We start from the raw sequence: 25,909 nt of genomic DNA, 5'->3' as shown, positions 1-25,909 counted from the left end.
CCGGCCCTCGCCGGTCGCGCGCCGTGCTCATCTGAGGTTCAGCGTGAACGAGTTGGACGGGTTGCCGAACTCGGTCAGCTCGATCGCCTCGGCGTCGGCGGTCGAGTCCGCGCCCGTCGTCCAGTCCACCTCGTAGGGCGGCAGCGACTCGCACGACGGGTCGGTGGAGACGCCGGGACCGACGACCAGGTGGGTGCCGCTGATGCCGCCGGAGACCATCGGGGCCTCCCACTCACAGGTGTTGTCGCTCCAGGTGATGGCGGTCTCACCGGCGCTCACCGTGTTGCCGAGCGTCGCGGAGATCTCGCTGTTGGCGTAGGTGTTGGTGTAGACGGCCACCGGCATGCCGTCGGAGCCGATGTTCATGTCGGCCATGTCCAGCGTCGTCGACCAGTTGTACTCGGTGCCGTTCGACCCGGTCCAGTCCAGCGAACCGCCCGACATCGTGAGGGTCTGCTCGTCGTAGGGGCGGCACGAGATGTCGTCGGGGTAGGTGGCCGTGGTCTCCTCGGCCTCCAGCGTGATCTCGTAGTCCGTGGCCGAGCTGAGCGTCGCGGTCTCCACGCACAGCAGGCCGGGCTGCTGCTCGTTCTCCTCGTCCACGAAGGCCGCCTGGAGGGTGTAGGCCGTGGCGACGGTCTCGCCGGTGCCGCCCGCGGACAGTTCGACGCGGACCAGCAGGCCGTTCGACGTCGAGCCCTCCCACGCGCCCAGCATGCCGGACGGCACCGAGCCGTCCGTGTTCGGCGGCGCGGGGTCGTCGGTGGGGTCGTCCGTCGGCTCGTCGGTCGGGTCCTCGGTCACCGTCGGGTCGGCGGTCGGCCTGGTCGTCGGGTCGTCGTCCGGGTCGTCGCCGCCACCGCCGGCCAGGACGACGGCGCCGACGATGATCGCCACGGCGACGACGGCCGCGACGGCGGCGATCAGGACGTTGCGGTTCTTGTTGTTGTTCCCCGCGCCGGGGCCGCCGGGACCGCCCGGGTACGCGGTGGCGCCGTACGGGTTCGTCGGGTTGGGCCCCTGCGGGTAGCCGTACGCCTGCGGCTGCTGCTGCTGCGGGTAGCCGTAACCGGCGGGCGGCGGGGTCCCGTACCCGGCCGGGGGCGGCGTGCCGTACCCGGGCGGCGGCACCGCCGAGGTCTGGGTCGCCATCGCGTCCATCTGCCCGGGCACCGGCGGCGGGGGCGTCGCGTTCGGCTGCGGCGTCGCGTGCTGCGTCGGCGTCGGCGGGGCGAACGGCGGCGGCGGGGTGGACTGCTGCATCGGCGCCGACTGCGGCAGCGGCGTCACCGGCGGCGTGCCGGGCATCGCGGGCGGCGGCGAGGACTGCGGGAGCGGCGGCGCCTGGAGCGGGTCCTCGGAGTCGAGCAGCTCGACCGCGTGCCGCCCGAGCCGCGCCACGAGGGCGCCGGGCAGCCAGGGTTCGTCCTCGTCCCCGGGTATGTCCGTGAACTGCAGCAGCTGGTCGAGCGAGGGCCGCTCCGCCGGGTCCTGCGCGAGGCAGCTCTCGATCAGCGGGCGCACGGCGTCCGGCACGCCGTCCAGGTCCTGCTGGCCCTGCACGATGCGGAGCATCAGCGCGGTCATGGCGCTGTTGGCGTCGCCGAACGGGGTCTGGCCGGTCGCCGCGAAGGTCAGCACCGAGCCGAGGCAGAAGACGTCGCTCGCCGCGGTCAGCGTCTCGCCGCGGCACTGCTCGGGCGACATGAAACCGGGCGAACCGACCGCCGAGCCCGTACGGGTCAGCCCCTCGCCGTTCGCCTCCAGGGCGCGGGCGATGCCGAAGTCGATGACGCGCGGGCCGTCGATCGTGATCATCACGTTGGACGGCTTGAGGTCGCGGTGGATCAGGCCCGCCGCGTGGATGTCGCGCAGCGCCCGCACCAGCCCGTTGGCCAGGATGAAGAGGGTGCGCTCCGGCAGCGGCCCGTACGTGGTGGTGACGACCTCGTGGAGCGAGGGGCCCGCGACGTAACCGGTGGCGACCCACGGCGTCTCCGCGTCGGTGTCGCAGCCGAGGACGGGCGCGGTCCACTCACCGCCGACCCGGCGCGCGGCCTCCACCTCGTGCTGGAAGCGCTGGCGGAACTCCGGCTGCGCCGCCAGCTCCGGCTGGACGAGTTTCACGGCCACGGTGCGCCCGCGGTCCGAGCGCGCGAGGTAGACGCTGCCCATCCCGCCGGCACCCAATTTCCCCAGGAGCCGGTACTGGCCCACCCGTTGAGGATCTGTCGGCCCGAGCGGTTTCATGCTGTGTTACTCCTCTTCGCTCCGGTAAGGCCTCATGAGAATACGGGGGCCCCTCCACACAAGGGAGGACAACGGCACAACCGCCGCCGGTTCCCGATCCGATCGTGTGTTTGGGTCCGGTGTCAACTCGTGACATTCGCCCCCGCGCGGGGCGGGCGTGCCGCCACTGCGCGTGCCGTGCTCATGTCGGCGAGTAGAGGTTGGGGTCCTCGTCCGCCGGTTCGTTGATCCAGCGGATCGCGAGCTTCCCGTCCTGGGTCAGCCACATGCGGAAGGCGGTGCTGATGAAGCAGTCCTCGCTGTTGTCGTCGCCCGTGAGCACGTCGGGGCCCATCAGGGCCACGCCGCCGTCGACCGAGACGAGGGTGTTCTCCCAGGTGCAGCGCTGGACGGCGGTCTCCTGGGTGTACGTCATCAGCACCTCGCCGATGTCGCCCTCCTCGATGGTGATCTCGCTGGTGCCGTCCCCGTCGTCGTCGGTGAACGTCCCGCCGTACGAGCCCACCAGCGCGTCCGGCATGGCGCCGGACGTGGCCGCCGCGGCCGGGCCGAGCGTCGCGTGCCGGTCGCCCGACGTCCACTCCAACTCGCCCTCGGGGGTCAGCAACAGGGTCTGGGGGCGGTCGTCGGCGGAGCAGCCGGGGGCGTCCTCCGGCACGCTCGACTCGACGGCCGTGGTGAACTCGACGGGGTCGCTGTCCGGCGTCATCACCAGGTCGTAGGTGCACAGCGTCTCGGGCGTGAGGATGCTGGCGGCGCCGGAGAGGGCGTCGCCGTCCGCGATGAGGTCGAAGCGCAGCAGCGTCGGGTCGGTGTCGGGGTTCTCCTCCTCGCCCTGCCAGGCGCCGACGTAGCCGTCCAGCCCGTTGCCGCCGCCGCCTCCGCCCCCGCCGCCACCGTCCCCACCGCGGCTCAGCAGGGCGCCCACGGTCACCAGTGCCACGACCGCCGCCGCGGCGCCGGTGATCAGGGCGATCCGCTTCCCCCTGCGGCGCGGCGCGGTCGGCGGCACGGCGTACGGGGCGCTGCCGGTCGGGCCGAACGCGCCCGTCGCCGGGCCGAACGCGCCGCTCGCGCCGACTCCGGTGTAGGGGCCGGAGGGCGAGGGGATCGACGGCGAGGACAGCGACGAGGGCGGCGGCGGGGCGCCCGTGGTGTACGCGCCCGACGGCGCCGCCGGGGTGACCGGCGCGGCCGGGGTGACGGGCTCGCCGAAGCCGACCGCACGCCGTCCCGGTACGCTCGCCGGCGCCTCGGAGTCCAGCAACTCCACCGCCTGACGGCCGAGCTGGGCTATCAGCGGCGCGGGGAGCCAGGGGTCGCGCGACGGCTCGACCGTGGTCATGCCCGCCAGTTCGTCCAGCGACGGCCGCTCCGCCGGGTCCTTGGCCAGGCAGCGCGCGACGACGTCGAGCAGCGCGTCGGGCAGGTCGGTGAGCCGGGGCTCCTCCTCCGCTATGCGGAACATCAGGATGTGCACGCCCGACTGCGGGTCGCCGAACGGCGTGCCGCCGGTCGCCGCGTACGCGACCAGCGCGCCGAGGCAGAAGATGTCGCTCGCGGGGGTCAGCCGCCGGCCCCGCACCTGCTCGGGGGACATGAACGCGGGTGAGCCGACCGTCACGCCCGTCCTCGTCAGCCCGGCGGACGCGACGTCGAGGGCGCGGGCGATGCCGAAGTCGATGACGCGCGGCCCGTCGATGGTCATCAGGACGTTGGACGGCTTGAGGTCGCGGTGGACGAGGCCCGCGCCGTGGATGTCGCGCAGCGCGTGGACCAGCCCGTTGGCCAGCAGGAGCGTGCTGCGCACCGGCAGCGGCCCGAAGTCGCGGGCGACGACGTCGTGCAGCGACGGGCCCGCGATGTACCCGGTGGCGACCCAGGGCAGATCCGCCTCGGTGTCCGCGTCGAGGACCGGCGCCGTCCACCGGCCGCCCACCCGGCGCGCCGCGCTGATCTCGCGTTCGAACCTGGCCCGGAAGTCCGGCTCCTGCACCAGTGACGGGACGATCGTTTTCACCGCCACGGTGCGGCCGCGCTCGGAACGGGCCAGGTACACCTGCCCCATGCCGCCCGCGCCCAGCCGGGCGAGCAGTCGGTACGGTCCTATGCTGCGCGGGTCACGCGGCGTGAGCCGGTCCATCTGGTGCTGTCCCCCGGTTGCTGAGTGCGCGCTTACCCTCCCGAGGATAGGTGCGGGTGCCGACAGCGCTCCTGCCGGTGTCTCGGGAATCCGGCAGTGCGCGGGCGCACGGGAGGGGGCGCACGGGCGGGCGCCGTGCCGGCCCGGCCCGCCGGGGCCGCGCCGATATCGCCGATATTGACTGTATACGGTCAATATTTTACCTGCCCTGTACTCTGGGCTGCCGTGATTCGACGGAGCACCTTGCGGGAGCAACTCGCCGACGCCCTGCGGGAAGAGATCCTGGCCGGACGGCTCGGTCCCGAGGGCGAGTTCACCGTCCGCGAGATAGCCGAGCACTACGGCGTCTCCGCGACGCCCGTCCGCGAGGCGCTGGTCGACCTGTCCGCGCAGGGCCTGCTCGACGTGGAGCAGCACCGCGGCTTCCGCATACGGCGGTTCACGCTCGACGACTTCCGGCACATGGTCGAGGCGCTCGGCATCGTCAGCGACGGCCTCCTCGCCACCGACGGCGTGCTCGACCCCGACCGCGCCCACCACGACGCGTTCACCTCCGTGCGCCGCCGCGCCGCCGCCGCCCGCCAGGCCGCCACGGCGGGCGACCTGGACGTCCTCATCGGCTACGACCTCCGCTACTGGCGCGAACTCGACGCGCTCACCGGCAATCCGCACATCGGCGAGTTCCTCGACCGGCTGCGGGTGCGCTGCTGGGCGTTCACCGTCTTCTTCCTGCGCCGCAGGCCCGAGCTGACCGCGCACCTGTGGGCCGGGCACCTCGAACTCGCCGACGCCGTCGAGCGCGGCGACCGCGCCGACACCGAACGCCTCCTCGCCGCCCACCGGGCGCACATCCTCGCGCTGGCCACCCGTCTCGCCGCGCACCCGGGGCCCTGAGCGCGGCGCCAGGCCCTACGCTGGCGGTAACCGCGCGCACCCGTTCGTGCCCGCGCCTCCGCGACCGAGAGCGAGCCGTTACATGGCCTGTGACCTGTGGCTGGTGCCCCTCGTCGACGTGCTGTGCCACAGCCCCGACAACCCCTTCGCCGAGGAACTCGCCGAGTACGACCGCGCCCTCACCGAGGCGGGCGCCCCGCCGGTCCCGGTGTACGGCTACGTCCCCGGCATGTCGGGAACGGTCGCGCCCGTCGCGGGCTTCGACTACGCCGCGCTCCACCTCCTGCGCCGCGCCTACCTCCTGCACCTCAGCGGCCTGCCCGTCACCCCGGTGAAGGAACTCGACGGCGACTACCAGCAGTTGCTGGAGATGTTCGAGAGCGCGGCCCAGCAGTCGCACCTCGTCTGGCACTTCGACCACGCGGGCGCCTACGTCCCCGTCGACTTCCCGCACCCGCTGGTGAACGACTCGCTGCTCTCCGGCGGCGGCCCGCTCGGATCGAGCCACGGCCTGCTGCGCGAACTGGAGACGGTCGCCCCGCTGCTCGACATCGACCCCCTCAACCCCCCGCCCGCCCCCGCGCCGCCCGCGGGACCCACCACCCTCGACGAGCCCGCCGCCGGACCGACGGCCGCCGACGGCCCGTACGCGCGGGAGCGCCACGTCTGGCTCGGCCTGCACGCGGCGGCGACGCGCAGCCTGGCCCAGGGCTCGATGATCGTCTTCAGCTGACCGGCCCCACCCCGGCCACCACCGCGCCGGATGGCCTGACTTCGCCCCCCGGACGGCCGCCGGGCCGCCCCCGCCCGCCACCCCGCCGACCCCTTCAGGCCACCGCACGCACACCGTCGCGCCCGTCAGCGCGCCGCCCCGCCGACGGTTCACCCGAAAGAGTGGCGTCGGCCGCGCCGCCGTTAGGCTGCCCCCTGTGAACATCCTCGTCATCGGCGGCGGCGCCCGCGAGCACGCCCTCTGCCACGCCCTCTCCGCCGACCCGGCCGTCGGCGAACTCCACTGCGCCCCCGGCAACGCGGGGATCGCCGCCGTCGCGACCACCCACCCGGTGGACGCCCTCGACGGCAACGCCGTCGCCGCCCTCGCCCGCCGCCTCGGCGCCGGACTCGTCGTCGTCGGCCCCGAGGCCCCGCTGGTCGCGGGCGTCGCGGACGCGGTGCGCGCCGCGGGCATCCCGGTCTTCGGGCCGTCCGCCCAGGCCGCGTACCTGGAGGGCAGCAAGGCGTTCGCCAAGGAGGTCATGGCCGCCGCCGGCGTCCCGACCGCCCGCAGTTACGTGTGCACCACCGCCGCCGAGTCCGACGCCGCCCTCACCGCCTTCGGCCCGCCCTACGTGGTGAAGGACGACGGCCTCGCGGCGGGCAAGGGCGTCGTGGTGACGGGCGACATCGCCGTGGCCCGCGCGCACGCCAGGGGCTGCGACCGCGTCGTGGTCGAGGAGTACCTGGACGGCCCCGAGGTCTCGCTGTTCGCCGTCACGGACGGGGAGACGGTCGTCCCCCTCCAGCCCGCGCAGGACTTCAAGCGCGCCCACGACGGCGACGAGGGCCCCAACACCGGCGGCATGGGCGCCTACTCGCCGCTGCCCTGGGCCGACCCCAAGCTCGTCGACGAGGTCATGGACACGGTCCTCCAGCCCACCGTGGACGAGATGCGCCGCCGCGGCACCCCGTTCTCCGGGCTGCTCTACGCGGGCCTGGCGCTGACCTCGCGGGGCGTGCGGGTCGTGGAGTTCAACGCGCGCTTCGGCGACCCCGAGACGCAGGTCGTCCTCGCCCGGCTGCGCACCCCCCTGGCGGGCGTCCTGCTCGCCGCCGCCACCGGCACGCTCGCCGACCTCCCGCCGCTGCGCTGGAGCGACGGCGCCGCCGTCACGGTCGTCGTCGCCGCCGAGGGCTACCCCGACGCGCCGCGCGCCGGTGACCCGATCGAGGGACTCGACGCCGTCGCCGCCGAGGACGCGCCCCACGCGTACGTCCTGCACGCCGGCACCCGCCTGGACGACACCGGCCGGGTGGTCAGCGCGGGCGGCCGCGTCCTGTCCGTCACCGCCACCGGCGCCGACCTCGCCCAGGCCAGGGACCGGGCCTACCGCGCGGTCGGCCGCGTACGCCTGGCGGGCTCGCACCACCGCACGGACATCGCCGCGCGCGCCGCCGGCTGACCCCGCCGGGCCCCGGAGCCCTGTCAACCGCACACCTGGCCTTCCCCAAAGCCCCACCATCGAGTGACGTTCCGCTGACCGGCTGACGTGTTCACTGTGCCCAACTAGGGTGCGGCGCAGCGTTATTCACCTTTTCCCCGGCCGCCGGCCACCGCGCGCCGCGGCGATCGGATCACCGCGCGTTGCGATGTCGGTGGCCGGTGCGACAGTGGGACACAGGTTCGGGGCGGGTCGGGAAGGCGGAGGGCAGGGCATGGTGGAGCGTCGGACGCGTACGCCGCGGGCGGGCCGCTCCGCGCGGGAGCACGCGCTGGCCGTGCTCCGCGTGCGGAACGGCGCCCTCGCCGTCGCCCTCATCCCCGCCGCCGTCGCCGTCGTCCTCTTCGCCACGGGCACCGGCGCGCCCGCCGTCCGCGCCGCCGTCGTGGCCCTGGCCGCCGCGACGGCCGCGCTCGGCGCGCTGACCGGCGCGCTCATCGCCCGCGCCCGCCCCGCCGTCACCCCCACCGTGGACGTGCCGGAACGCGCCGCCCCCGCCCTCCACCGGCTGATACGCGAGCTGGCCGCCCGGCTCGACGTCCCGGTCCCCGGCGGCATCGCCCTCACCCCGGACTGCGACAGCTGGCTGGAGGAGCCCCCGCGCGGCGGCCCCCCGACCGCACCCGTCCTGGTCATCGGCTCGCCGTTCCTGTGGTGGCTGCGCGTCGCCGAGCTGCACGCGCTGCTCGCCCCCGTCGTCGCGGGCACCGGCCCGGCCGCGCACCCCGACATCGCCGCCGCACGCCGCTGCGTCCGCGCCTGGGACGCCGCCGCGGCCCACACCGCCCCCGCCCTCCGCCACCCGGCGCGCGCCTACGCGGCCTCCGTCGCCCGCGGCCTGCTGCGCCTGTCCGGCACCCACGCCGCCGAGATGGAACGCGGCGTCGCCCAGGCCGCCGCCGCCCGCGCCCAGGACGTGGACCAGGCCCTCAGGCAGACCGCCCAGGAGCAGGTGGGCCTCGCCTACGCGGGCTGGGACCGGCTGCTCACCCGCGTCGCGCTGCCCGCCTGGCGCATCGGCCGCTGGCCGCGGCGGCTGGACGCCGGGGTCGTCGCCGCCCTCACCGAGCTGTCACGCCGCGACCGCCTGGCCGACGGCTGGGCCGCCCGCCTCGACGACCGCCCCGCCTGCGACCTGCTGGAGGAGCCCGGCGCGATGGACGAGGCCGTGTCGCTGCTGGCCGCCCGCCTCTTCCACGGCATACCCGACCCGGCGCCCGCCACGGGACCGGCGCCCGCCCGCGCCGCGTCCGGCGGCTGGACCCCCGTGGACTGGGCCGGCTACCCCGACGAGGTCGTGGACCGCATCTGGCGCGACCGCGCCGCCCGCCTCTTCCTCGCCCTCGACGCGGCCGAGACCCCCACCCTCGCCTGCGCGCTCCAGCGCCTCGCCGACGCCGCCGCCCTCGACGGCACCGACGCGCTCGCCGCCCGGCTCAGCGCCGACGCCGCCCGCGCCGAGGCCGCCCACACCGGCCCGCACACCCCGCCGGGCGCCGCCGCGCCCGCCGCCCCCCTGCCCTGGCAACCGCCCCGCGCCGACCGCGAACTGCTCGCCGAGCACGTCACGGCCGCCGTCTGCTGCGCCGCCGCCGACACCACGGGCGCCACCCCGGGACTCGACTGGCTCGACGGCCCCGTCCTGCTCACCACGGGCCAGGGCCAGGGGAGCCGCCGCGGCCCCGACCTCACCGACCCCGTGCAGCGCCTCCTGGAGGACGGCGACCCCGGCCCCCTGCGCGACTGGCTGGCCACCGCGGGCGTACGCCCCGACAAGCCCGTCCGCCTCGTCTGACCCCGGACACAGCGCCGGACACACAGCCCCGGACACCGAGCGGAATTCCCCCGTTTTTCTGGCCGATTTCCGTCTCGGGAGGGCTCGACACACTTCACGCTGGGCGCCACTATCAGGCAACCGACTCCGGTCAACCACGCGAACGAACGGTGACCGGGCGCTTGCCGGATGTGATGTGCTGACCCACGGCACTGACCACGCGGAGGTGCAGGGAGGGGAGCTTGAGAGAAGCCACGGAACGCATCCGGCGGTGGGAGTCGGGCGCGCTCGGACACGCGGTCTCCGATCCGTACGGCCAGGGGCCGCTGCCCTGGCTCAGGGGCAACGGGCACTACCGCCCCAGCGCGCACGCCGTCCCCGGGCAGCCCGCGGGACCCGACACGGCGGACGACGTGAACTGCCAGATCAAGGGCTTCGTCTCGGACGGCGCGGTCGCGCCCGGCGAACCCCTCGACTTCCGCGTGACGGTCAACCCGCCGCAGGAGTTCACCATCGACGTCTACCGCATCGGCCACTTCGACGGCGCCGGTGCCCGCCTCCTCCTGCGCAGCCCCAAGCTGATGGGCATCCGCCAGCCGCCCCCGATGGTCGCGGGCCGCGCCGTGTCCTGCCACCACTGGTGGCTGTCGTGGCGCACGCAGGTACCGGCCGACTGGCAGCCGGGCGCGTATGTTGCCGTACTCACGACGGCGGACGGCCGTTTCCGGTCCCATGTGCCGTTCACCGTCAGGGACGACCGCCCCGCCGATCTCCTGCTGGTGCTCCCGGACGTGACCTGGCAGGCGTACAACCTCTTCCCCGAGGACGGCCGCCACGGCGCCAGCCTCTACCACGCCTGGGACGCGGGCGGCAGGCTGCTGGGGGAGTCCGAGGCGTCCACCGCCGTCTGCTTCGACCGCCCCTACGCCGGGGCCGGGCTGCCCCTGCACGCCGGGCACGTCTACGACGTCATCCGCTGGGCGGAACGCGAGGGGTACGACCTCGCGTACGCCACCGCCCGCGACCTGCACGCGGGCCGCGTGGACCCCGCCCGCTACCGGGGCATGGTCTTCCCGGGCCACGACGAGTACTGGTCCGTGCCGATGCGCCGCGCCGCCGAACGCGCCCGCGACGAGGGCACCTCCCTCGTCTTCCTGTCGGCCAACACCATGTACTGGCAGGTCACCCTCGGCCCGCTCCCCGCCGGGGACCCCGACCGGCTGCTCACCTGCCGCAAACGCCAGGGCCCCGGCCGCGCCGTCCTGTGGCGCGACCAGGGCGCGCCGGAGCAGACTCTGATGGGCATCCAGTACACCGGCCGCGTCCCCCGCCCCCAGCCGCTGATCGCGCGCAACACCGGCCACTGGCTGTGGCAGGGCACCGGCGTCACCGAGGCCGAGGAGCTGCCAGGACTCGTCGCGGGCGAGGCCGACCGCTACTACCCCCGCACGCCGCTGCCCGAGCACGACGAACGCGTCCTCCTGGCCCACTCGCCCTACCAGGACGACTCCGGCGTCCGCCGCCACCAGGAGACGTCCCTCTACCGCGCGCCCAGCGGCGCCTGGGTGTTCGCCTCCGGCACCTTCGCCTGGTCCCCCGCGCTGGGGCGCCCCGGGCACACCGACGCCCGCATCCAGCGCGCGACGGCCAACCTCCTCGACCGGGTCTGCAAACGGGACTGACCGCGCCGGGGCGGCCCGTTCCCCCGCAGGTGGCGGGGCCGCCCCGCCACCTGCGGGAGAATGGGGTCCGCCCCAACCGCCGAGCCGCCAGGAGGCACCGTGCCTGGATTCGTCGAGCAGCCGGAACCCGTGCAGGTCCCGGGTCTTGTGCACCTGCACACCGGGAAGGTCCGCGACCTGTACCGCGACGAGGCCGGCCATCTCGTCATGGTCGCCAGCGACCGCGTCTCCACGTACGACTGGGTGCTGCCCACGGAGATCCCGGACAAGGGCCGCATCCTGACGCGCCTGTCGCTGTGGTGGTTCGACCAGCTCTCCGACCTCGTCGAGAGCCATGTCGTCTCCACGGAGCTGCCGCCCGGCGCCCCGGCCGACTGGGAGGGCCGCACCACCGTCTGCCGCAACCTCGACATGATCCCCGTCGAGGCCGTCGCCCGCGGCTACCTCACCGGCTCGGGCCTCGCGGAGTACGCGCGCGACCGCACCGTCTGCGGCCTCGCGCTCCCGCCGGGGCTCACCGACGGCTCGGAACTGCCCGCGCCGATCTTCACCCCGGCCACCAAGGCGGCCGTCGGCGACCACGACGAGAACGTGTCGTACGAGGAGGTCGCCCGCCTGGTCGGCGCCGAGACGGCGGTCCGGCTGCGCCAGGCGACGCTGGCCGTCTACAGCCGCGCGCGCGACATCGCCCGCGACCGGGGCATCATCCTGGCGGACACGAAGTTCGAGTTCGGCCGCCCGCCGGGCGCCGGGGACGACGCGCCGCTCGTCCTGGCCGACGAGGTGCTGACGCCCGACTCGTCGCGCTTCTGGCGCAAGGACGAGTGGCAGCCGGGCCGCGCGCAGCGGTCCTACGACAAGCAGTTCCTCCGCGACTGGCTGCGGAACGAGTCGGGCTGGGACCCGTCCGGCAGCACCCCGCCGCCCGTGCTGCCCCCCGAGGTGGTCGAGGCGACGCGCGCCACGTACGCCGAGGCGTTCCGCCTGCTGACCGGCATGCCCTGGGACTGACGGAACGGGAACGGGCCGGGGCCGCGCGCCCCGGCCCCGCGCCTTTCCCCGGCGAAGACCACATGGAAACGACAAAGGGACCGTCTCCTGGAGGAGACAGTCCCTTCGAACCGAGCGGACGACGAGATTCGAACTCGCGACCCTCACCTTGGCAAGGTGATGCTCTACCAACTGAGCCACGTCCGCAGTGCCACCACTGTACCCGATCCCTCAGATCGGTCCAGCGGCTGGAGCGGGTGACAGGAATTGCACACTGCGCCTCCCCCTTGGAAAGGGGGTGTTCTACTACTGAACTACACCCGCGCGACCCGGGGTTCGGACCTTCCGGTCCTTGCCCTTCGGCGTGCTCCAGACTCTAGCCGATCACCCGGGGTGGATGGCAAATCGAGGCGGGCGCGGCCGGCGGGCGCCCCGGCGCGCGCCTCAAGCGACGGTGGCGTGCGCCTCGTTGAACGCGTCGTAGACCCGCTTGGGGATGCGCCCGCGCGCCGGCACCCCGAAACCGTTCGACTCGGCCCAGGCCCGCACCGCCCGGGGGTCGGGGGCCACCGAGGTGTGGGTGAACGCGCGCCCGGAGCGCGACCGCTTGCGGCCCGCCTCGACGAACGGCGCCAGCACCGACCTGAGCTTCTCCGCGTTGTGCTCGCTGAGGTCGATCTCGTACGTCTTCCCGTCGAGTCCGAAGGCGACCGTCTCCGCCGCCTCGCCGCCGTCGATGTCGTCGGCGAGAGTCACCACTACACGCTGTGCCACGGGATATCGGTCCTTCCGGGAGGATCGCAGCCGTGACATCGATGGTGCCGGGAGGGTCACCGCGGAATCACGTGATGCGATGCTGGAGCTCCCCTTGATCGCGAGTCGGGGTTCTTTTATTTGTACCGTGCTCGGCTCGGTAATGCGAAGGGGGAATTTCCGTCGCATGTACGCCGTACCGGGAACCCTACTTTTTCTTTCCCGTTTACAGGAGGGGTTTGTGTCCTCGATACCTTAACGTGACCGCCGCCCTTCCCGCTACTCGCGTAGATTCCCGCGCCCGGTAGGCTTGCCGTGCGTTCACGCACACGCACCGACACAGCACCGCACCACACCACCGGGAGTACCAGTGGCTCGCGTCGTAGTCGACGTCATGCTCAAGCCGGAGATCCTCGACCCGCAGGGACAGGCCGTCCAGCGCGCCCTGCCGCGGCTGGGGTTCGAGGGGATCACCGACGTCCGCCAGGGGAAGCGATTCGAGCTCGAAGTCGCCGAGCCGGTGGACGAGGCGACTCTGGAACGGATCCGCGAGATGGCCCGCACCTTTCTCGCCAACACCGTGATCGAGGACTTCACCGTCCGCGTGGAAGCGCGTATCGAGGAAGCCGGGGCGGCACGGTGACCACTCGTGTAGGAGTCGTCACATTTCCCGGTTCCCTCGACGACCGGGACGCGCAGCGCGCGGTAAAGCTGGCGGGCGGCGAGCCGGTCGCCCTGTGGCACGGCGATAAAGATCTGCGTCAGGTCGATGCCGTGATCCTCCCGGGCGGATTCAGTTACGGCGACTATCTCCGCTGCGGCGCCATCGCCCGTTTCTCGCCGGTCATGGAAACGATCATCGAGCAGGCCCGCGCGGGCCTGCCGGTCCTCGGGATCTGCAACGGCTTCCAGATCCTGTGCGAGTCCCACCTGCTGCCCGGTGCCCTGACGCGCAACGACCACCTCCACTTCATCTGCCGCGACCAGCGCCTGCGCGTGGAGAACGCGGCGACGGCCTGGACCGCCGACTACACGGCGGGGCAGGAGATCACCGTCCCGCTGAAGAACGGCGAGGGCGGCTACATCGCCGACGAGCGGACGCTGGACGAGCTGGAGGCCGAGGGCCGCGTCGTCTTCCGCTACCTCGGCGGCAATCCGAACGGCTCCCGCCGCGACATCGCCGGGATCACCAACGAGGCGGGCAACGTCGTCGGCCTCATGCCCCACCCCGAGCACGCCGTGGAGGCCCTGACCGGCCCCACCACGGACGGCCTCGGCTTCTTCACCTCGGCTCTCAGGAAGCTGGTCGCCTGATGTCCCTGGACACCGTCAAGCACGCCGCCGACACCCCGGACTCCCCGCAGCCCTGGGCCGAACTGGGCCTGAAGCGCGAGGAGTACGACCGGGTCCGCGAGATCCTGGGCCGCCGCCCGACCGGCGCCGAGCTGGCCATGTACTCGGTCATGTGGTCCGAGCACTGCTCGTACAAGTCGAGCAAGGTGCACCTGCGGCAGTTCGGCGAGAAGGCACCGCACAGCGACGCGCTCCTCGTCGGCATCGGCGAGCAGGCGGGCGTCGTGGACGTCGGCCGCGGCATCGCCGTCACGTTCAAGATCGAGTCGCACAACCACCCGTCGTACGTCGAGCCCTACCAGGGCGCCGCGACGGGCATCGGCGGCATCGTCCGCGACATCATCGCCATGGGCGCCCGCCCGGTCGCCGTGATGGACCCGCTGCGCTTCGGCGCCGCCGACCACCCCGACACCCGCCGCGTCCTGCCGGGCGTCGTCGCCGGCATCGGCGGCTACGGCAACTGCCTCGGCCTGCCGAACATCGGCGGCGAGGTCGTCTTCGACGACTGCTACCAGGGCAACCCGCTGGTCAACGCCCTGTGCGTCGGCGTCATGAAGCACGAGGACATCCACCTCGCCAAGGCCGCGGGCGCGGGCAACAAGGTCATCCTCTACGGCGCCCGCACCGGCGGCGACGGCATCGGCGGCGCCTCCATCCTGGCCTCCGAGTCGTTCGACTCCACCAAGCCGTCCAAGCGCCCCGCCGTCCAGGTCGGCGACCCGTTCCAGGAGAAGCTGCTCATCGAGTGCACCCTGGAGGTCTTCGCCGAGGGCCTGGTCACCGGCATCCAGGACCTCGGCGCGGCCGGTCTGTCCTGCGCCACCTCCGAGCTGGCGTCCAACGGCTCGGGCGGCATGCGCGTCGAGCTGGACACCGTGCCGCTGCGCGACTCGTCGCTCTCCCCCGAGGAGATCCTGATGAGCGAGTCGCAGGAGCGGATGTGCGCGGTCGTCGAGCCGGGGAACGTCGACCGGTTCCTGGAGATCTGCGCCAAGTGGGACGTGATCGCGACCGTCATCGGCGAGGTCACGGACGGCGACCGCCTGGAGATCTTCTGGCACGGCGAGCAGATCGTGGACGTCCCGCCGCGCACCGTCGCGCACGAGGGCCCGGTGTACGACCGGCCGCAGGCCCGCCCCGCGTGGCTGGACGGGCTGCGCGCCGACGACCCCGCCGCCCTGGCGCGCCCCGCCGGCGCGGACGAGCTGCGCGCGCAGGTCCTGGCGCTCGTCTCGTCGCCGAACCAGGCGGCCAAGTCGTGGATCACCGCGCAGTACGACCGGTACGTCCTCGGCAACACCGTCCTCGCCCAGCCCGAGGACAGCGGCATGATCCGCGTGGACGAGGAGAGCGGCCTCGGCGTCGCCATCGCCACGGACGGCAACGGGCGGTACGCCAAGCTCGACCCGTACGCGGGCGCGCAGCTCGCGCTGGCCGAGGCGTACCGGAACGTCGCCGCGACCGGCGCCACGCCGCTGGCCGTCACCGACTGCCTGAACTTCGGCTCGCCCGAGGACCCGTCCGTCATGTGGCAGTTCGCCGAGGCCACGCGCGGCCTCGCCGACGCCTGCCTCACCCTCGGCACCCCGGTGACCGGCGGCAACGTCTCGCTCTACAACCAGACCGGCGAGGCCGCCATCCACCCCACGCCGGTGGTCGGCGTCCTGGGCGTCATCGACGACGTGGCGCGGCGCACCCCGATGGCGTTCCGCGAGGCGGGCCAGCTGCTCTACCTGCTGGGCGACACGGCCGACGAGTTCGGCGGCTCTGCCTGGTCGCAGGTCGTGCACGGGCACCTGGGCGGGCTGCCGCCGAAGGTGGACCTGGAGCGCGAGCGGCTGCTGGGCGAGATCCTCGTCTCGGCGTCGCGCGACGGCATGGTCGACGCGGCGCACGACCTCTCCGACGGCGGCCTGGTGCAGGCGGTCGTGGAGTCGTGCCTGAAGGGCGGGCAGGGCGCGCGCCTGGTGGTGCCGGACGGGCTCGACGCGTTCACGTTCCTCTTCTCCGAGTCCCAGGGCCGCGCGGTCGTGGCCGTGCCGCGCAGCGAGGAGGTCCGCTTCACGGACATGTGCGCCGCGCGCGGGCTGCCCGCGGCGCGGGTGGGCGTGGTCGACGGGGACGCGATCGAGGTGCAGGGCGCGTTCACGCTCACGCTGGACGAGCTGCGCGAGGCGCACGAGCGGACGCTCCCCGAGCTGTTCGCCTGAGCCGCGCACGACCCCGAGGGGGCCGCCCGCCGATCCGGCGGGCGGCCCCCTTTCCGTCCGTTCCGGTGCGTTTTGCCCCGCGATGCGGTGGCTACCCGACCGGCGTGTGCCCGACCCGGGACACACGTTCCGCGCGACTTCGGGAGAGATGGACGACGCCATGACGGAGACGGCCGAGCAGCAGACATCCTCGACGGCGGAGCAGGTCAGGCAGCGCGCCGCCGAGGCGGCGGGCACGGCGGGCGACCAGGCCGCGTCGGGCGCCCGCGCCTTCGGCGACCGCGTCGCCGAGGAGGCGCGCGACCAGGAGCGGTCCGCGACGGGCGCGGTGCGCCAGTGGGCCGACGACCTCGCGACGATGGCCGACCGCGCCCCGGAGGACTCCCCGGTGCGCGGCCTCGTCGCCCGCGCCGCCGACAGCGGGCACCGTGCCGCCGACTACCTGGACGAGAACGGCGTGGAGGGCCTGGCGGGCGAGCTGCGCGACTTCGCGGCGCGGCGCCCCGCGATGTTCCTCGGCGGCGTGGCGCTCGCCGGTTTCGCCGCCGGGCGCCTCGCCAGGGCGGGCCGGGCAGGCCCCGCCACGTCCGGTGGCACCGCCGCCGACCAGCGCAGCTGACCGGAAGGACGGACCGATGGCAACCTCATCCGAGCAGATCAAGGCAGAGATCGAAGCGACACGCAACCGGCTCGGCGACGACCTCGACCGGCTCGCCGACCACGTCAGCCCGCGTGGCATGGCGCAGCGCGGCGGCCGCCGGGTGCTCGACGGCGCCTCCGACCTGCGCGACCGCGCGTTCGGCACGGCGGGCACGGCCTCGGCCGGCGCCCAGGAGGCCGGGCAGACGGTGCGCGAGCGCGCGGAGCAGGCCCCCGGCGCGGCGGCCGAGCGCACGCGCGGCAATCCGCTGGCGGCGGGGCTGCTCGCGTTCGGCGCGGGCTTCCTCGCGGCGGCGCTCATGCCGCCCACCCAGGCGGAACGCGACGCCACCGGCCGCCTCGCCGACCAGGCGAACCGGCACGCGGGGCCCGTACGCGACGCGGCACGCGAGTCCGCCCGTCACCTGAAGGACGACGCGGCGGACACCGGGCGGCGCACCGCCCAGGACATCCGCGGAACGGCCTCCGACGCGGCACACGACGCCCGCGACCAGGTGAAGCGGAACCGGCAGTCGCACCCCTCCCCGGACGGCGACGGCTCCCGCCCGCCGGTCTACGGCGACTGGGAGTGACACGACCTGCCGCCAGGACCCGGGCACCGTTCCCGGGCCCTCGGCACGCTCGGACCAAGGGGTGCCGGGCAGGTGGCGCCCCTTGGGACCCGTCTTCAAAGGGGTCGCCCTGCCCGCGACGCCCCCAGCCTGGCGGCCGGACGCCCCCTCTGAAGACGGCCCCTGGTGGGGTGACGGGGCCTGCCAGCCCCACTCCTGCCGCAGCACACGCCGTTCGGCGCGGCGGCTCCCGGCCCCCGCTCCACGGCACCGGGCGTGCGATCACCCGCTAGAGCCAGGGGCGGAACACCGCCCCTGGCCTTCGGCACGCCCTTCGACGCGGTGCGCTGGGGTCCGTGAAGTGCCCCGGCCCGGCGCTGGCCAGGTCACGAGGCGGAGATCTCGGGGGTGCCGGACCATCCCACCGGCGCGCACACCTTTCGAAGCGGTGCGCGGAGTCCGGGCAGCGAGCTGTCCCGGCCCTTGGCCCGCCGGTCTATGGGATGCAAGTCGCGGCATCGGCCAGGCAAACGGGCCGGTGGCCTCCGGCGTGGCCGAACCACCGTCCCTCTCACGGACGCCCTCCCGTAGGACGCGCAGCACCCCTGTGGCGGTGCCGTCCCGGGGAGGGTGACTCTTCCTGGCCGCCGACGCACGGATCTGTGCCGGGGGTCTTCGGCGCGCCCGGACCGCGGTCCCGTCGGGGACCATCCCGCTCCGGGCCGGTCCTCGACGCGGCGCCGCAGCGCCCGTGAAGCGGAACCGCCAGGTGCGGTCGTGTCCGGAAGCGCACCCGGACCTCATCCCCTCGCGGGCGTCCTTCTTTCCGCGGGTCATGAACGAGGCGCCGGTTCCCGGGGGGAGACCCTTTCCGCTCGCCGGAGCCCGGAGTCGATCCGTGCTGGGGCCATCGCGCGATGGTCGAGCACGTGCGCCGCCCCATCCGGGCTGCGCCGTGACGCAGTCCGGGGACGGCTTCGCCCGGCGGCTGCGTTCCACCTGGTCGCGGGCACCACGGGGTGCCGGGGGAGAGCACCGTCGGGGAAGCGCATCCCAGGACGGTGCCCGGCCCGCCGGTCAGGCCGTCGTGGCCGGCAGCTCGTCGTCGTCCGTCTCGTCCTCGGTCCGCAGGGCGGCCGTCCACAGTGGCAGCAGCCAGTGCGTCACCGCGAGCGCGGCCACCACGCCCGCCGCCGTCACGCCGTCCGGCAGGCCGTCCGTGATCAGCAGCACGGCGAACACGGCCAGCAGCACGGCGAACTGCACGCGGTGCGCGACGGTGTGGGCGCGGGCGCGGTCCGCCAACTGCCGTTCGTCCAGGGCGCGCGCACGCAGTTCGAACAGACCACGCGTGGCCGAGTTCAGCACACCCGTGCACACGCACCAGGCGAGCAGCAGCGGGACGAGTACCGCGAGCAGCAGCGCCCCGTTGTCGCCCGCCAGGGCGAAGAGAGCGAGCGCGCCCGCCGTCAGCGCGATGTGCGCCGCCGTCCAGGTGCGCCGCTGCCACCGCCGCGCGTGCCAGTGCCGCGCCGCGTCCTGGTTCATCAGCCGGGTCATCCGGCGGTCGTGGGCGCTGAGACCCGCGTTCGTCCCGTGCGTCATGGTGTCGTCCTCCCGTACATCTCGTCCGTGAGCGGCCGGAACGGTTCCAGCGAGAACAGCGCCTCCACCGGCAGCCCGAAGTGGGCGGCGATGCGCAGCGCCAGGTCGAGGCTCGGGTTGTACTGCCCCCGCTCGATGTGCCCGATCGTCTGGTAGTGCGCGCCCACGGCCTCGGCCAACTCCCGCCGTGTCACTTTCCGTTCCGCGCGCACCACGGACAATCTGTTGTGCACCTGCTCTGCCATGTATAAGAAGTACTACATCATGAAGCGATGACACAACCCCGCCGGTCGTGTGCACGCTCTTACGCCCACCGAACAGCGCGCCGTTCATGCTGGGTTCACGGTGGCGGATCGGGGGAGCGGTGGACGGACGGAACGGGGGACACGCGGCGGCGCCCCCACGTCTCCAGCGGATGCGCGTCCGCTTCGCCCTCCTGGGCGCGGGCCTCTTCCTGGCCGTCGGCGCCGCCCTGATCGCCGTCACCCACACCCTGCTGCGCCGCCCGCCCCCCGAGCCACCGGCCCCGGAGTCCGAGCCGGGCACCCGCGCGCGGCTCACCCTGCTGGACGGCGAGAGCAGCACCGTCACCACGCTGCCCACCGAGGCGCCCAGCGCCTCCGCCCATCCCGTCCTGCTCCCGGGGGCGCTGATCCTCTGCCTGGCGGTGGCCGCCGCCGCCCTCCTCGGCTGGCTGCTCGCGGGCCAGGTGCTGCGCCCGCTGCGCCGGGCCACCGAATCGGCCCGCCGCGCCGGGAGGCGCGACGCCACGCCCCTCCCGGCGACCGGCGGCACGGACGACCTGTCGGCCGCCGTCGACACCCTGGCCGACCGGCTCATACGGTCCGCCGACACCCCCCACCGCTTCGCGGCACACGCCGTCCGTGAACTGGCCGCCCCCGTCGCCCAGCACCGCGCCCGCATCGAGACGGTCCTGCGCGCGGCCCCGCCGTCCACCGGCATACGCGAGCTGGGCGAACGGCTGCTCGACGTCACCGCCCGCCAGGAACGCGTCCTCGCCGGCCTCCTGCTGCTCGCCGAACCGGCGTCACCGCACGCCCCCGCCGATCTGGCGACTCTCGCCGACCGAGCCGTGGCCCACGCGGAACGGGAGGCCGCCGCCTCACGCGTCACCGTCCACCTCTCCAACGCCCCGGCACCGACCCGGGGCGACCCCCCACACCTCGAAGCCCTGGTCACCCACCTCGTGGCCAACGCCGTCCGGCACAACACCCGGGACGGCCACGGCTGGGTCCACGTGCGCACCGGCACGGCGCCGGGCGGCTGGGCCGAGATCGAGGTCAGCAACAGCGGCCCGCCGATACCCCTGCACACGGTCCCCGAACTCTTCGAACCCTTCCGCCGCCTCACCCCCGACCGCGTCGGCTCCTCATCGGGCCCCGGCCTGGGCCTGTCGATCATCGCCACAGCCGTCCACCACCACCGAGGCACCCTCACCGCCCACCCCCACCCCGAAGGCGGCCTGACCATCACCGCCGCCCTCCCGGCCCACCTCCGCGAGGAGGCCGTCAGCGACATGCCCACAACACGCTCACCATGACCCACGCGGGGGACGGCGAACGCGGTCCTGGCCGTACGCGACAGGGCGGCACGCGATGGCACAACGACGCCGGGACGCCGCTGCGGCGTACCACAGCGGCGTCCCCGGGGTTCGGCCTGTTGACCGGTGAGGTCAGCGGCCCGGCTTCGTCTCGTAGCGCGGGCCCATGTCCGGGCGGTCCGTGCCTTGCAACTCCGTCACCAGCCGGTGCACCGTCACCAGGTCGTGCAGCGCCAGCCGCGTCCGCTCGTCCGGCAGGCCCGCCGTCCGCGCGACCTCCGTCGCGAACACGGCCTTCCCGCCGTGGCGGCGCTCCGCCTCGCCCAGCGCGCCGTACACCCGCGCGTGGTCCGCGCCGTACTCGCCGTGCTCACGCCCGGAGAACGTGCGCCCCGGCGGCGGCTGCGGCGGCGCCTCGCGGTCCTCGGCGATCTCCGCGGCCATCTCGCGCTGCTTCCCGCGGCCGATGCCCGAGCCCCGCTGCTTGGAGGCTCCCGTCGTCGCCTTCCACTCGCTCGGGCGCTCCCCGGAGCGCTCCGCCTCGCGCGCGGCCATCCGCCGCTGTTCCTCGTTGCCCTCGACCTTCTTGCCCACGTGGGTCACCTCCTCAACGCTGGTACAGACCCGTCAGCGTGCCGGTCGCCAGACCTTCCGCGTCCAGAATCCGGCGGGCGTCGCCCGCCGACACCTCTTCGGGCAGCGACACACCCCCCGGCAGCGCGTAGAGCCGGAAGCGGTAGCGGTGCGCCGGATCGCCGGGCGGCGGCTCGGGGCCGCCCCAGCCGCGCTCGCCGAAACCGTTCGTGTGCTCCTCCCCGCCGTCCGGCAGCTCGCCGGGCCCCACACCGGGACTGGTCGGGTCGATCCCCGTGACCAGCCAGTGCAGGAACGTGCCGGAGGGCGCGTCGGGGTCCTCGCACAGCAGCGCCATCGAGCGCGTGCCGGGCGGGGGCCGCGACCAGTCCAGCGGCGGGGACACGTTCTCACCGTCCCGGGCATGGCGCCCCGGGACCGGCGCGCGGTCCTCGAATGCGGTGCTTCGCAGTTCCATAGCGGTCATGTGGAACGGGGTACCCGACGCCGCCCCGGCCCATTCGGGGCGTTCGGCGCCGGTACGCGACGATTCGTCCCGCGCCCCGCCGCCCGCCCGGCATGCGGTGCCGATTCGAAAGGTCCTGGTCATCCCCTTGGGAAGGATCTTCGACGTAAGCTCCGTGCTATGTCTGGCCCCGTCCGGCGCAAGCCCCGCGCCTACCACCCCGACCGGGTCCGTGACGCCGTGCTCGCGCAGGTGGAATTCGTACGGCTCGCAGCCCACGACCTCGACGACGAGCAGCGCGCGAAGGCCCGGGAACTGCTGGGGCACCTCGCCCGGCAGATCGACGCACTGCCCCGGCTGCTCGCGGAGCCGGTGCCCCGGGCCGTCAGGCCGCAGCTCGACATCCCGTCCTGGGTGCTGGAGACCGTCCACGAGGAGCGCGACGCCGCCCCCGTGGACGCCATCGACTCCGCGGCCGAGGAGCTGGAGGCCGTCCTGGAGACGGGCGTGCGCGAGGACGCCCTCGTCCCGCACCACCTGGGGGCGATGCGGGCCGTCGACTTCACCGTCACCCGTGTGGTCGAGCTGACGCTGCACAGCGACGACCTCTCCCGCGCCACCGGCCGCCAGGTCAAGATCGACCGCGCCGCCCTCGCCATCTCCACGCGCGTCCTCGCCGACGCGCTGGCCCTGAAGGCGCCCGGCTCCTCCACCGAGCTGCGCGTCCCGCCGTTCGCCGCCGTCCAGTGCCTCGCCGGGCCGCGCCACACCAGGGGCACGCCGCCCAACGTCGTGGAGACCGACCCCCTCACCTGGCTGCGCCTCGCCACCGGCCGCACCACGTGGGACGCCGCCACCGCCGCCGGGCGGCTGCGCGCGAGCGGCGAGCGCGCCACGGCCCTCGCGGCGGAACTGCCCGTGCTCGCCTGACCGCGATCCGTCCCCGAAGGGCGCGCGCGGGGGGCTCCTATGGGGCATGTCTCACCTTCCGGGGGTTCTCCGCGCCCCCGCCACCTGGCCTAGACTCGGAGTCGTGCGTGGTGACGGACGACTCAGTCACGACCTCGACCCCGGTGGCAAGGGCCCGAAGGACGCCTGCGGCGTCTTCGGAGTCTGGGCCCCGGGCGAGGAGGTCGCCAAGCTCACCTTCTTCGGGCTGTACGCGTTGCAGCACCGCGGACAGGAGTCCGCGGGAATCGCGGTGAGCGACGGCTCCAAGATCCTGGTGTTCAAGGACATGGGACTGGTCTCCCAGGTCTTCGACGAAACCTCTCTGGGTTCCCTGCCCGGCCATATCGCCGTCGGGCACAACCGCTACTCGACCACGGGCGCTCCCACCTGGGAGAACGCCCAGCCCACGTTCCGCGCCACCGGGCACGGATCGATCGCCCTCGGCCACAACGGCAATCTCGTCAACACCGCCGAACTGGCCCGCCTCGTCGCCTCCCTCCCGGGCGGCCGGGGCCCGCGGCACCGTGTCGCGGCGACCAACGACACCGAGCTGGTGACCGCCCTCCTCGCCGGACAGACCGACGAGGAGACGGGCGCGCCGCTCACCCCCGAGGAGGCCGCCCCGCGCGTCCTCCCGCAGGTCAAGGGCGCCTTCAGCTTCGTCTTCATGGACGAGGAGACGCTCTACGCCGCCCGCGACCCGCAGGGCATCCGCCCCCTGGTCCTCGGCCGCCTCGAACGCGGCTGGGTGGTCGCCTCCGAGACGGCGGCCCTGGACATCGTCGGCGCCTCCGTGGTGCGCGAGGTCGAGCCGGGCGAACTGATCGCGATCGACGAGCGCGGCCTGCGGTCCACACGCTTCGCGGAAGCGAAGCCCAAGGGCTGCGTGTTCGAGTACGTCTACCTCGCCCGCCCCGACACCGACATCGCCGGGCGCAACGTGTACCTCTCCCGGGTGGAGATGGGCCGCAGGCTGGCGGCCGAGGCACCGGCCGACGCCGACCTGGTGATAGCGACCCCCGAGTCCGGCACCCCCGCCGCCGTCGGCTACGCCGAGGCGAGCGGCATCCCGTACGGCTCGGGGCTCGTCAAGAACGCCTACGTCGGCCGCACCTTCATCCAGCCGAGCCAGACCATCAGGCAGCTCGGCATCCGCCTCAAGCTGAATCCCCTCAAAGAGGTCATCCGGGGCAAGCGCCTCGTCGTCGTGGACGACTCCATCGTCCGCGGCAACACGCAGCGCGCCCTGGTGCGGATGCTCCGCGAGGCGGGCGCGGCCGAGGTCCACGTCCGGATCAGCTCGCCGCCGATCAAGTGGCCGTGCTTCTTCGGCATCGACTTCGCCACCCGCGCCGAGCTGATCGCCAACGGCCTGTCCGTCGAGGAGATCGGCAGTTCGCTCGGCGTCGACTCGCTGGCGTACATCTCCCTGGACGCCATGGTCGAGGCCACCACCATCGACAAGCCGGACCTGTGCCGCGCCTGCTTCGACGGCGAGTACCCGATGGAGCTGCCCGACCCGGCCGTCCTCGGCAAGGACGTGCTGGAGCAGCCCGACGCGTCCCTGCCCCTCCTCACAGGACCCGGCGCGGCCGACGCGCTGCGGCGCCCGTGACCCGGGCGGACCGCCGACCCGCCCCCGGACGACCGGGGGCCCATCCGAGCAGGAAGTACCGATGAGCACCGACAACGCGCCCGTGGCGGGCGGCGTCAGCTATGCCGCGGCAGGCGTCGACATCGAGGCCGGCGAGACCGCCGTCGAGCTGATGAAGAAGTGGGTGGCCAAGGCCCAGCGCCCCGAGAGCGTCGGCGGCATCGGCGGCTTCGCCGGTCTGTTCGACGCCTCGGCGCTGCTGCGCTACCGCCGCCCCCTCCTCGCCTCCGCGACGGACGGCGTCGGCACCAAGGTGGCCGTCGCGCAGCGCATGGACGTGCACGACACGATCGGCCACGACCTGGTCGCCATGGTCGTGGACGACCTGGTGGTGTGCGGCGCCGAGCCGCTGTTCATGACGGACTACATCTGCGTCGGCAAGGTGAACCCCGAGCGGGTCGCCGCCGTGGTCAAGGGCATCGCCGAGGGCTGCGTCCTCGCCGGCTGCGCCCTGGTCGGCGGCGAGACGGCCGAGCACCCCGGGCTGCTCGGCCCGGACGAGTACGACGTGGCGGGCGCGGGCACCGGCGTCGTCGAGGCGGACGCCGTGCTGGGCGCGGACCGCGTACGCGCGGGTGACGCGGTCGTGGCCATGGCCTCGTCCGGCCTTCACTCCAACGGGTACTCGCTGGTCCGCCACGTCTTCTTCGAGCTGGCCGGCTGGACGCTCGAACGGGAGGTCCCCGAGTTCGGCAGGACCCTCGGCGAGGAGCTGCTGACCCCCACCCGCATCTACTCGCTCGACTGCCTGGCGCTGCTCCGCGCGACGGAGGTCCACGCGTTCGCCCACGTCACGGGCGGCGGGCTGGCGAACAACCTGGCCCGCGTCGTCCCCGACGGGCTGCACGCGCGCGTGGACCGGGCGACCTGGTCGCCCGCACCCGTGTTCGGCACGGTGGCTGAGGCGGGCGGTGTGGCACGCGGCGAGCTGGAGAAGACCCTCAACATGGGCGTCGGCATGATCGCCGTCGTCCCCCAGGAATCGGTGGGCACCGCTCTCGCGACGCTGGCGGACCGGAACGTCCCGGCCTGGGTGGCGGGCGAGATCGTCACCGCCGGCGACCGGGCACCGGGCGGCGGCGCCTCCCTGACGGGTGACTACGCCTGACCGGCGGAGGACGGCCGTGACGGCGCGGACAGCACTGAACCCGGTCCGGGAGTCCCGGACCGGGTCGAGCGGTCAACCGTCGTGTCCGCCGTCGCGCGTGCGATCGAACGCAGCCGCCGGTGAGGACCGGGGGGCGGCACGCCTCAGGCGCGGCGCCGTTTCACCGGGGAATCGGACGATGGCTCTCCGTCGTCGTCATCGTCCTCGTCGCTGTACATCTCCGCGTACCGCGTGTACACGTCGTCGTCCAGCTGTTCGTCCAGCTCGTCGCTGTCCTCGAACCGTTCACCGTTCGGTGAGCGGTCCTGGCTCGATGCACCCAGCTCTTCGGCCAGACGGGAGAGGTCCGTGCCGCCGCTGTTGTACTTCAGCTGGCGGGCGACCTTCGTCTGCTTGGCCTTGGCCCGGCCGCGCCCCATTGGCTCGACCCCCTCAACGACGGGACCCGACGGCCCCGGTGTGTTGACATCCGTTCATGATCGAGAGCGGGCTCTCGGTCGAGAGCCCGGCCC

General features: G+C 74.0%; 23 protein-coding genes and 2 tRNA genes. 15 read left to right on the top strand and 10 right to left on the bottom strand.

Annotated elements, in window-relative coordinates; genetic code table 11:
* Positions 1–27 precede the first annotated feature (27 nt).
* Both ACIBPC_RS07170 and ACIBPC_RS07165 read right to left on the bottom strand, forming a co-directional pair.
* Positions 28–2,250: a serine/threonine-protein kinase gene (locus ACIBPC_RS07170; RefSeq protein ID WP_398841853.1), complete on the bottom strand. Its 2,223-nt coding sequence runs from the start codon at positions 2,248–2,250 to the stop codon at positions 28–30.
* Between the two features lie 181 nt (positions 2,251–2,431).
* Positions 2,432–4,393 carry a protein kinase gene (locus tag ACIBPC_RS07165; RefSeq protein ID WP_398841851.1) on the bottom strand — a complete coding sequence of 654 codons (1,962 nt, stop codon included), beginning with the start codon at positions 4,391–4,393 and terminating at the stop codon, positions 2,432–2,434.
* A gap of 225 nt (positions 4,394–4,618) precedes the next feature.
* On the opposite strand from ACIBPC_RS07165, the gene ACIBPC_RS07160 reads away from it, so the two are divergent.
* The 6 genes from ACIBPC_RS07160 to ACIBPC_RS07135 all read left to right on the top strand — a co-directional run bounded on the left by ACIBPC_RS07160 (position 4,619) and on the right by ACIBPC_RS07135 (position 11,973).
* Positions 4,619–5,287 carry a GntR family transcriptional regulator gene (locus tag ACIBPC_RS07160; RefSeq protein ID WP_398841850.1) on the top strand — a complete coding sequence of 223 codons (669 nt, stop codon included), beginning with the start codon at positions 4,619–4,621 and terminating at the stop codon, positions 5,285–5,287.
* An 82-nt stretch (positions 5,288–5,369) separates the two neighbouring features.
* Positions 5,370–6,020, top strand: a complete 651-nt coding sequence (locus ACIBPC_RS07155) for a hypothetical protein (RefSeq protein WP_362957516.1) — start codon at positions 5,370–5,372, stop codon at positions 6,018–6,020.
* A gap of 196 nt (positions 6,021–6,216) precedes the next feature.
* Positions 6,217–7,467, top strand: a complete 1,251-nt coding sequence (gene purD / locus ACIBPC_RS07150; RefSeq protein ID WP_362957519.1) for a phosphoribosylamine--glycine ligase — start codon at positions 6,217–6,219, stop codon at positions 7,465–7,467.
* Positions 7,468–7,720: 253 nt separating this feature from the next.
* Entirely contained in the window at positions 7,721–9,301 is a 1,581-nt protein-coding gene (locus ACIBPC_RS07145) for a hypothetical protein (RefSeq protein WP_398841848.1), read from the top strand.
* A 221-nt stretch (positions 9,302–9,522) separates the two neighbouring features.
* Positions 9,523–10,962, top strand: coding sequence for a N,N-dimethylformamidase beta subunit family domain-containing protein (locus ACIBPC_RS07140; protein WP_362957524.1), 1,440 nt, complete (start codon positions 9,523–9,525; stop codon positions 10,960–10,962).
* Positions 10,963–11,061: 99 nt separating this feature from the next.
* Positions 11,062–11,973 (top strand): phosphoribosylaminoimidazolesuccinocarboxamide synthase, encoded by a 912-nt coding sequence (locus tag ACIBPC_RS07135; protein ID WP_398841845.1) that lies wholly within the window; start codon positions 11,062–11,064, stop codon positions 11,971–11,973.
* A 113-nt stretch (positions 11,974–12,086) separates the two neighbouring features.
* Here the strand turns inward: ACIBPC_RS07135 and ACIBPC_RS07130 are convergent.
* The 3 genes from ACIBPC_RS07130 to ACIBPC_RS07120 all read right to left on the bottom strand — a co-directional run bounded on the left by ACIBPC_RS07130 (position 12,087) and on the right by ACIBPC_RS07120 (position 12,726).
* Positions 12,087–12,159 (bottom strand) — tRNA-Gly (locus ACIBPC_RS07130).
* Between the two features lie 42 nt (positions 12,160–12,201).
* A tRNA-Gly gene (locus ACIBPC_RS07125) sits at positions 12,202–12,276 on the bottom strand.
* Positions 12,277–12,396: 120 nt separating this feature from the next.
* Positions 12,397–12,726, bottom strand: coding sequence for an Lsr2 family protein (locus tag ACIBPC_RS07120; RefSeq protein WP_362957530.1), 330 nt, complete (start codon positions 12,724–12,726; stop codon positions 12,397–12,399).
* Positions 12,727–13,075: 349 nt separating this feature from the next.
* On the opposite strand from ACIBPC_RS07120, the gene purS reads away from it, so the two are divergent.
* From purS to ACIBPC_RS07095, 5 genes are all read left to right on the top strand, one after another.
* A complete protein-coding gene (gene purS, locus ACIBPC_RS07115) occupies positions 13,076–13,348 on the top strand; it encodes a phosphoribosylformylglycinamidine synthase subunit PurS (protein ID WP_398841843.1) in 273 nt (90 codons plus the stop codon).
* Positions 13,345–14,019 (top strand): phosphoribosylformylglycinamidine synthase subunit PurQ, encoded by a 675-nt coding sequence (gene purQ, locus ACIBPC_RS07110; protein ID WP_362957536.1) that lies wholly within the window; start codon positions 13,345–13,347, stop codon positions 14,017–14,019. The genes purS and purQ overlap by 4 nt, the downstream gene beginning before the upstream one ends.
* Positions 14,019–16,268 carry a phosphoribosylformylglycinamidine synthase subunit PurL gene (purL, locus tag ACIBPC_RS07105; RefSeq protein WP_362957539.1) on the top strand — a complete coding sequence of 750 codons (2,250 nt, stop codon included), beginning with the start codon at positions 14,019–14,021 and terminating at the stop codon, positions 16,266–16,268. The genes purQ and purL overlap by 1 nt, the downstream gene beginning before the upstream one ends.
* A 160-nt stretch (positions 16,269–16,428) precedes the next feature.
* A complete protein-coding gene (locus ACIBPC_RS07100) occupies positions 16,429–16,887 on the top strand; it encodes a hypothetical protein (protein ID WP_362957542.1) in 459 nt (152 codons plus the stop codon).
* A 16-nt stretch (positions 16,888–16,903) separates the two neighbouring features.
* Positions 16,904–17,500, top strand: coding sequence for a DUF3618 domain-containing protein (locus tag ACIBPC_RS07095; RefSeq protein WP_398841840.1), 597 nt, complete (start codon positions 16,904–16,906; stop codon positions 17,498–17,500).
* Between the two features lie 1,056 nt (positions 17,501–18,556).
* Here ACIBPC_RS07095 and ACIBPC_RS07090 read toward each other — a convergent pair.
* Positions 18,557–19,084, bottom strand: a complete 528-nt coding sequence (locus ACIBPC_RS07090; RefSeq protein ID WP_362957548.1) for a hypothetical protein — start codon at positions 19,082–19,084, stop codon at positions 18,557–18,559.
* On the bottom strand, positions 19,081–19,329 hold the full coding sequence (locus ACIBPC_RS07085; protein ID WP_398841838.1) for a helix-turn-helix transcriptional regulator: 249 nt from the start codon (positions 19,327–19,329) through the stop codon (positions 19,081–19,083). The genes ACIBPC_RS07090 and ACIBPC_RS07085 overlap by 4 nt, the downstream gene beginning before the upstream one ends.
* Before the next feature lie 119 nt (positions 19,330–19,448).
* Here ACIBPC_RS07085 and ACIBPC_RS07080 point away from each other — a divergent pair, with 119 nt between their 5' ends.
* Positions 19,449–20,645, top strand: a complete 1,197-nt coding sequence (locus ACIBPC_RS07080) for a sensor histidine kinase (RefSeq protein ID WP_398841836.1) — start codon at positions 19,449–19,451, stop codon at positions 20,643–20,645.
* 132 nt (positions 20,646–20,777) lie between these two features.
* Here ACIBPC_RS07080 and ACIBPC_RS07075 read toward each other — a convergent pair whose 3' ends face one another.
* Together ACIBPC_RS07075 and ACIBPC_RS07070 are read right to left on the bottom strand one after the other, a co-directional pair.
* Positions 20,778–21,248, bottom strand: a complete 471-nt coding sequence (locus ACIBPC_RS07075; RefSeq protein ID WP_362957560.1) for a hypothetical protein — start codon at positions 21,246–21,248, stop codon at positions 20,778–20,780.
* A gap of 4 nt (positions 21,249–21,252) precedes the next feature.
* The gene (locus ACIBPC_RS07070) at positions 21,253–21,696 is read right to left on the bottom strand and encodes a YbhB/YbcL family Raf kinase inhibitor-like protein (protein ID WP_398842988.1); all 444 of its coding nucleotides are present in this window, start codon (positions 21,694–21,696) and stop codon (positions 21,253–21,255) included.
* 168 nt (positions 21,697–21,864) lie between these two features.
* On the opposite strand from ACIBPC_RS07070, the gene ACIBPC_RS07065 reads away from it, so the two are divergent.
* The 3 genes from ACIBPC_RS07065 (at position 21,865) to purM (ending at position 25,397) form a co-directional block, all read left to right on the top strand.
* Entirely contained in the window at positions 21,865–22,614 is a 750-nt protein-coding gene (locus ACIBPC_RS07065; RefSeq protein ID WP_362957566.1) for a sterol carrier family protein, read from the top strand.
* A 46-nt stretch (positions 22,615–22,660) separates the two neighbouring features.
* Complete coding sequence (gene purF / locus ACIBPC_RS07060) at positions 22,661–24,250, top strand: amidophosphoribosyltransferase (protein WP_362957569.1); 1,590 nt, start codon at positions 22,661–22,663, stop codon at positions 24,248–24,250.
* Positions 24,251–24,311: 61 nt separating this feature from the next.
* On the top strand, positions 24,312–25,397 hold the full coding sequence (gene purM / locus ACIBPC_RS07055; RefSeq protein WP_398841833.1) for a phosphoribosylformylglycinamidine cyclo-ligase: 1,086 nt from the start codon (positions 24,312–24,314) through the stop codon (positions 25,395–25,397).
* A 143-nt stretch (positions 25,398–25,540) separates the two neighbouring features.
* Here the strand turns inward: purM and ACIBPC_RS07050 are convergent, their stop codons facing one another.
* A complete protein-coding gene (locus tag ACIBPC_RS07050) occupies positions 25,541–25,816 on the bottom strand; it encodes a DUF3073 domain-containing protein (RefSeq protein ID WP_362957575.1) in 276 nt (91 codons plus the stop codon).
* Positions 25,817–25,909: the final 93 nt, after the last annotated feature.

This window comes from Streptomyces sp. NPDC049879 (assembly GCF_044461265.1).
In the GTDB taxonomy this organism is placed as follows: domain Bacteria; phylum Actinomycetota; class Actinomycetes; order Streptomycetales; family Streptomycetaceae; genus Streptomyces.
The sequence above is the reverse complement of the archived record's forward strand: the minus strand, read 5'-3'. Positions and strand labels throughout refer to the sequence as shown.

Excerpts from the sequence above, each read along its gene's own strand:
- ACIBPC_RS07145 (WP_398841848.1), top strand. The coding sequence starts at position 7,721 with ATGGTGGAGCGTCGGACGCGTACGCCGCGGGCGGGCCGCTCCGCGCGG.
- purF (WP_362957569.1), top strand. The coding sequence starts at position 22,661 with ATGTCTCACCTTCCGGGGGTTCTCCGCGCCCCCGCCACCTGGCCTAGA.
- purL (WP_362957539.1), top strand. The coding sequence starts at position 14,019 with ATGTCCCTGGACACCGTCAAGCACGCCGCCGACACCCCGGACTCCCCG.
- ACIBPC_RS07100 (WP_362957542.1), top strand. The coding sequence starts at position 16,429 with ATGACGGAGACGGCCGAGCAGCAGACATCCTCGACGGCGGAGCAGGTC.
- ACIBPC_RS07050 (WP_362957575.1), bottom strand. The coding sequence starts at position 25,816 with ATGGGGCGCGGCCGGGCCAAGGCCAAGCAGACGAAGGTCGCCCGCCAG.
- ACIBPC_RS07070 (WP_398842988.1), bottom strand. The coding sequence starts at position 21,696 with ATGGAACTGCGAAGCACCGCATTCGAGGACCGCGCGCCGGTCCCGGGG.
- ACIBPC_RS07170 (WP_398841853.1), bottom strand. The coding sequence starts at position 2,250 with ATGAAACCGCTCGGGCCGACAGATCCTCAACGGGTGGGCCAGTACCGG.
- ACIBPC_RS07095 (WP_398841840.1), top strand. The coding sequence starts at position 16,904 with ATGGCAACCTCATCCGAGCAGATCAAGGCAGAGATCGAAGCGACACGC.
- purM (WP_398841833.1), top strand. The coding sequence starts at position 24,312 with ATGAGCACCGACAACGCGCCCGTGGCGGGCGGCGTCAGCTATGCCGCG.
- ACIBPC_RS07065 (WP_362957566.1), top strand. The coding sequence starts at position 21,865 with ATGTCTGGCCCCGTCCGGCGCAAGCCCCGCGCCTACCACCCCGACCGG.
- ACIBPC_RS07155 (WP_362957516.1), top strand. The coding sequence starts at position 5,370 with ATGGCCTGTGACCTGTGGCTGGTGCCCCTCGTCGACGTGCTGTGCCAC.
- ACIBPC_RS07085 (WP_398841838.1), bottom strand. The coding sequence starts at position 19,329 with ATGGCAGAGCAGGTGCACAACAGATTGTCCGTGGTGCGCGCGGAACGG.
- ACIBPC_RS07165 (WP_398841851.1), bottom strand. The coding sequence starts at position 4,393 with ATGGACCGGCTCACGCCGCGTGACCCGCGCAGCATAGGACCGTACCGA.
- ACIBPC_RS07090 (WP_362957548.1), bottom strand. The coding sequence starts at position 19,084 with ATGACGCACGGGACGAACGCGGGTCTCAGCGCCCACGACCGCCGGATG.